General features: G+C 60.2%; 2 protein-coding genes. One reads left to right on the forward strand and one right to left on the reverse strand.

The window, feature by feature from the left end; translation table 11 throughout:
• Nucleotides 1-92 precede the first annotated feature (92 nt).
• The gene (gene alaS / locus NW819_RS09650) at nt 93-2,747 is read right to left on the reverse strand and encodes an alanine--tRNA ligase (protein WP_414413603.1); all 2,655 of its coding nucleotides are present in this window, start codon (nt 2,745-2,747) and stop codon (nt 93-95) included.
• Between the two features lie 284 nt (nt 2,748-3,031).
• On the opposite strand from alaS, the gene NW819_RS09655 reads away from it, so the two are divergent.
• Nucleotides 3,032-4,693, forward strand: coding sequence for a protein kinase domain-containing protein (locus tag NW819_RS09655; protein WP_414413604.1), 1,662 nt, complete (start codon nt 3,032-3,034; stop codon nt 4,691-4,693).
• Nucleotides 4,694-4,831: the final 138 nt, after the last annotated feature.

The raw sequence follows: 4,831 nt of genomic DNA on the forward strand, positions 1-4,831 counted from the left end.
AGGCGTCTCACCCTAAACTGAACAGCACTCTAAACTGAACGACTGTAGTGGCTGATGGACGGCCTGTTGCTGCTCAAAGGGGCTTCGCTCCCCTAGCGCGAGATCAGCTCCGCTTGCAACCGCTCCCGGGCCACCTGCAAAGCCTCTGCCAATTTCTCCGGCTGTTTGCCCCCAGCTTGGGCCAAGTTGGGCCGTCCGCCACCACCGCCCCCAGTCAGTTTGGCAATCTCGCCGATGAAGGATCCCGCCTTCAGGCCAAGTTGCTGCACCGCAGGGCTAAAGGCAGCCACCAGGCTGACCTTGCCGGCTTCCGGCACCGATCCCAGCACCACTGCCCCTTCCCCCAGCTTGTGGAGCAGATGCTCGGCAGCGGTTTTGAGGGCCTCAGGGGTGGTGGATCCCAGCTCGGCCACCAGCACCTTGAGATCTCCGACGGCAACCGCTTGGGCCAGCAAACGTTCGGCCTGCACCAAGGCCAACTGGCTGCGCACCTCCTCCAGCTCCTTCTGAGCAGCTTTCAGCTCCGCCTGTAGGGCAGCAACCCGCTCCGGCAGTTCCTGGGGCTTGGCTTTGAATTGGGCGCTCAGCTCCCGCACCACCCTGTCCCGTTCGTTCAGGTATTCCAGCACAGCCGGCCCGGCCACGGCCTCGATGCGACGGATCCCGGCAGCCACTCCCGTCTCGGCGATGATCTTGAACAGGCCAATCTCAGCGGTGTTGTTGACGTGGGTGCCGCCACACAGCTCCATCGACACCCCCGGAAAGTCGATTACCCGCACCTCGGCGCCGTATTTTTCCCCGAACATGGCCACGGCACCTCTGGCTTTGGCTTCGGCCAGGGGCATGATCGCCACTTGAGCAGCATGGGCCTCGGCAATCCAGGTGTTCACCAAGTTCTCGATCTGTTCCAGCTCCTCAGGGGTGACTGGCCGGGATAGGGTGAAATCAAAGCGCAGCCGGTCAAAGGCCACCAGGGATCCCGCCTGACCAATCGAGGGATCGACAATTCTTTTCAGGGCTGCCTGCAGCAGGTGGGTGGCGGTGTGGTGGGCTTGGGCGCGCCGCCGACAGGCCAGGTCGATTTGGGCTTGGACGGGATCCCCCACCCGCAGGATCCCGCGTTCCACACGGCCAAAGTGAACGAACAGATCCCCTTGCTTTTGCACATCTTCAATCCGCACCAGCAGGCCGTCCCCAGAAAGGTAGCCCCGGTCGCCAATTTGCCCGCCGGACTCGGCGTAGAAGGGCGTGCGATCCAAAACGACCTGCACTGCCTGCCCTGCCTCCACTTGGGGCACCGATTTTCCCCCGACCAGCAGGGCCTCGACCACGCCGCGGGCGGAAGATTGGCTGTACCCCAAAAACTCCGTTTGGCTGAGGAAATCCGCCAACTCGTCCAGGGATCCCTGGGCTGTGAGGTCGATGGTTTGGTGGGCGGCGCGGGCCCGCTGCCGCTGTTTCTCCATCTCTTGCTCAAAGCCCTCCAGATCCACGCTGAAGCCGTGTTCCTGGGCAATTTCTTGGGTTAGCTCCAGCGGAAAACCGTAGGTATCGAAGAGCTTGAAGGCGTCGGCGCCGGAGATCTGCTTTGGCGAGCTGCTGTCACGGCGGGAAGATTCGACGGCAGTAAACAAATCCAGCAGTAGCCGTTCCCCCCGCTCCAGGGTTTTGAGAAATTGCTCTTCCTCCCGTTGCAGCTCGGTCTTGATCAGGGTTTCTCGCTCCCGCACCTGAGGATAGGCAGCCTCGGCCAACTGAATCGCGGTCTCGATCACCGGGATGGTGAAAGGCTCGCCGATCCCCAGCAACCGACCGTGGCGCACCATCCGCCGGATCAGCCGCCGCAGCACATAGCCCCGATCCACATTGGAAGGGAGCACCCCATCGGCAATCAAGTGCATCACTGCCCGCGCGTGATCCCCGATCACCTTCAGAGAGATCTGCTGCTCCGGGTTGGCCTTGGAGTAGTTCAGCCCGGCGATCCCAGCCGCCGTTTGAATGATGGGAAAGATCAAGTCCGTCTCGTAGTTGTTGGGCACCCCCTGCAACACTTGGGCCAACCGCTCCAACCCCAGGCCGGTGTCGATGTTTTGCTTGGCCAGCGGCATCAGGTGACCTTCGCTATCCCGGTTCAGCTCCATGAACACCAGGTTGTAGATCTCCAGAAAGCGGGAGTCATCCTCCAAATTGATCCGCTCATCCCCCAGCTCTGGCTTGAAGTCGTAGTAGATCTCAGAACAAGGGCCACAGGGGCCAGTGGGGCCGGCAGCCCAGAAATTATCCGCCTCTCCCATGCGCTGGATGCGGTGGGCCGGGATCCCTATCTCATCTCGCCAGAGGGCAAAAGCCTCCTCATCTTCGCGAAAGACGCTCACCACCAGCCGTTCCGGGGGCAGGCCGAACACCTCCGTCAACAGCTCCCAGGCCCAGGCGATGGCCTCCTTTTTGAAGTAGTCGCCAAAGCTGAAGTTGCCCAGCATCTCGAAGAAGGTGTGGTGGCGCGCCGTTCGGCCCACATTCTCGATGTCGTTGGTGCGCACACATTTCTGGGCCGTTGTAACCCGTGGGTACTCCGGATCCCGTTGCCCCAGGAAAATGGGCTTAAAGGGCAACATGCCGGCAATGGTCAGCAGCACCGTCGGATCTTCTGGCACCAAGGAGGCGCTGGGCAACACCTGGTGGCCCCGCTGGGCGTAGAAGTCCAGAAAAGTTTGCCGAATGGCGGCACCGGAAAGCGCTGGAAACATGACAGGCGAAGATGGCTGTATTCATCAATTCTAAGTTTTCCCTCTGCAGGGCAGTCCAGCCCTTGTTGTTCTCCTCTGTTCCACCAAACCCCATCCGCCGAAAACCTAAGCGATTTGTCCGATGAACCTCAGGGCGGGCAGACGCTAAGATCAGCCTATCTGAGGCAGTTGTGCAAGATTTGTTTCTTCTTGGTCTAACCTGTATGTATCTCTCACAACTTGCCTGCCGACTTCTTGGCTCCGTCTCGGTTGTCCGGATCGCCAGCCGGTAACCCCAAACTGGTATGCCCACTTGCTACTGCCTTAACCCTGCCTGTTTGCACCCGGAAAACCCGGCGGATGCCTCTACCTGTGCCTCTTGTGGCCATCCCCTCCTGCTGCGCAATCGCTACCGGGCCTTCAAGCGCATCGGCCAGGGGGGATTTGGCTCTACCTTTTTGGCGCGGGATGAGGACATGCCCTCCAAACCTTGGCGGGTGATCAAGCAGTTGCGCCCGGTCGAGGGATCCCCGCAACTGGCCAAGCTGGCGGAGGAGCTCTTCAATCGCGAGGCCCAAGTGTTGGAGCGCCTGGGGGAACATTCGCAGATCCCCAAGCTCTACGCCCACTTCCAGGAAGGCGGCAAGTTCTACCTGGTGCAGGAATTTATCCAGGGCATCACCCTCTCCCAAGAAATGCGTCGCAATGGGCCCTTCTCCGAAAAACAAACCCGGCAGGTGATGCAGGAGGTGCTGCTGATCCTCAGCTATGTCCACAGCCACAACACGGTTCACCGAGACATTAAACCTGCCAACCTCATTCGTCGCAAAGAAGATGGTCGATTGGTGCTGATCGACTTTGGGGCCGTAAAGGAACTGGGGCCAGCCCAGGAGCAGGCGGCAGAAGTGACAGCAATCCGCTCCCTTGGCTTTTCTCCCCCGGAGCAAGTAGCCGGCCAGGCGGTCGGTCCCTCTAGCGATCTCTATGCTTTGGCGGCTACCTGCATCAACTTGATGACGTTGGAATCTCCGGCCAAGTTTTATAACCATGAAACGGGACAGTGGGATTGGTCGGATTGCCTGCAGCTCAGCCCGGAATTCGACGCCATTCTGCACCGCATGTTGCAGCCGGCCATCAATCAGCGCTTTGCCACCGCCACCGAGGTCTTGCGGGCGTTGCAAGGGATCCCGGTGGAAGAGGCAGGCGGCCCGATCTCTCAGCCGATTGTGTTGCCCAGCTCTCCCCTGTCTGCCAATCCCAGCACATCGGTGATCTCCGGCTACTGGGCCAAGCGCCGCTCAGGCGGTTTCTCGCCCACACCCCTACCTCAGTTCACTGCAGGGGGAATGACAGCCAGCAGCCCGCTATCCATCCCCTCTGAGTGGGGGAGCACCACCGGTTTTACCCAACTGGGCCGAGCCAGCAGCATCACAGGCAGCGGACGGATCAAGCCGGCTACCCCACCGCGGATCCCTTCCATGGCGGGGGCCGATCTACGGGGCAAGTCCTTTGCCAACCAAAACCTAGCCGGCTATGATTTGCGCCAGGCCGATCTGCGGGGGGCCGATTTCTCAGGGGCCAACTTGCAGGGGGCGGATCTGCGCGGGATCCTCTTCAACACCCCTCAACCCCATTGGCTACGGGTTTTGAGCCAACTGTCTGGATCGGCCAAAACATTGGGAGGGATCCTGACAGGCTTGGGGGGGCTGCTGGGCTCAGGAATCCTGGCCTTTTTGCTTGTCCGCCTGACCACGGGCAATTTGGTTTATGCGTTAGGAGCGGCTGGGATCGCCTTGGTGGTGGCCAGCTCGGTGATCTGGTCGATGGGCGGTGGGGTTCGTTTGGCTCGATACCCAGAAGAAAAGAGCAAGCGCTTTACCAACTTTTGCAAAGCGGATCTACGGGGGGCGCGGATGGACGAGAAGCTACGGAAGTTTGCCCGCCGACAGGGGGCCATCTTGAGTTGACGCAGGGCGGATTGCGGATCTGGCGGATCTGGAATTTTGCGTTGCGATCTTTAAACTTTATAGATCTTTAATAGTTTTATAGTTGTTTCAGGTTAGGATGAGACGTCTGGGCTACTGCTCGCGCCAGCGGGACGGAGT

Source organism: Synechococcus sp. R8-2, from assembly GCF_047461715.1.
Classification (GTDB): domain Bacteria; phylum Cyanobacteriota; class Cyanobacteriia; order Thermostichales; family Thermostichaceae; genus Thermostichus.

Bases quoted from the DNA above. Each gene is read 5' to 3' on its own strand.
- alaS (WP_414413603.1), bottom strand. From the start codon at position 2,747: ATGTTTCCAGCGCTTTCCGGTGCCGCCATTCGGCAAACTTTTCTGGAC.
- NW819_RS09655 (WP_414413604.1), top strand. From the start codon at position 3,032: ATGCCCACTTGCTACTGCCTTAACCCTGCCTGTTTGCACCCGGAAAAC.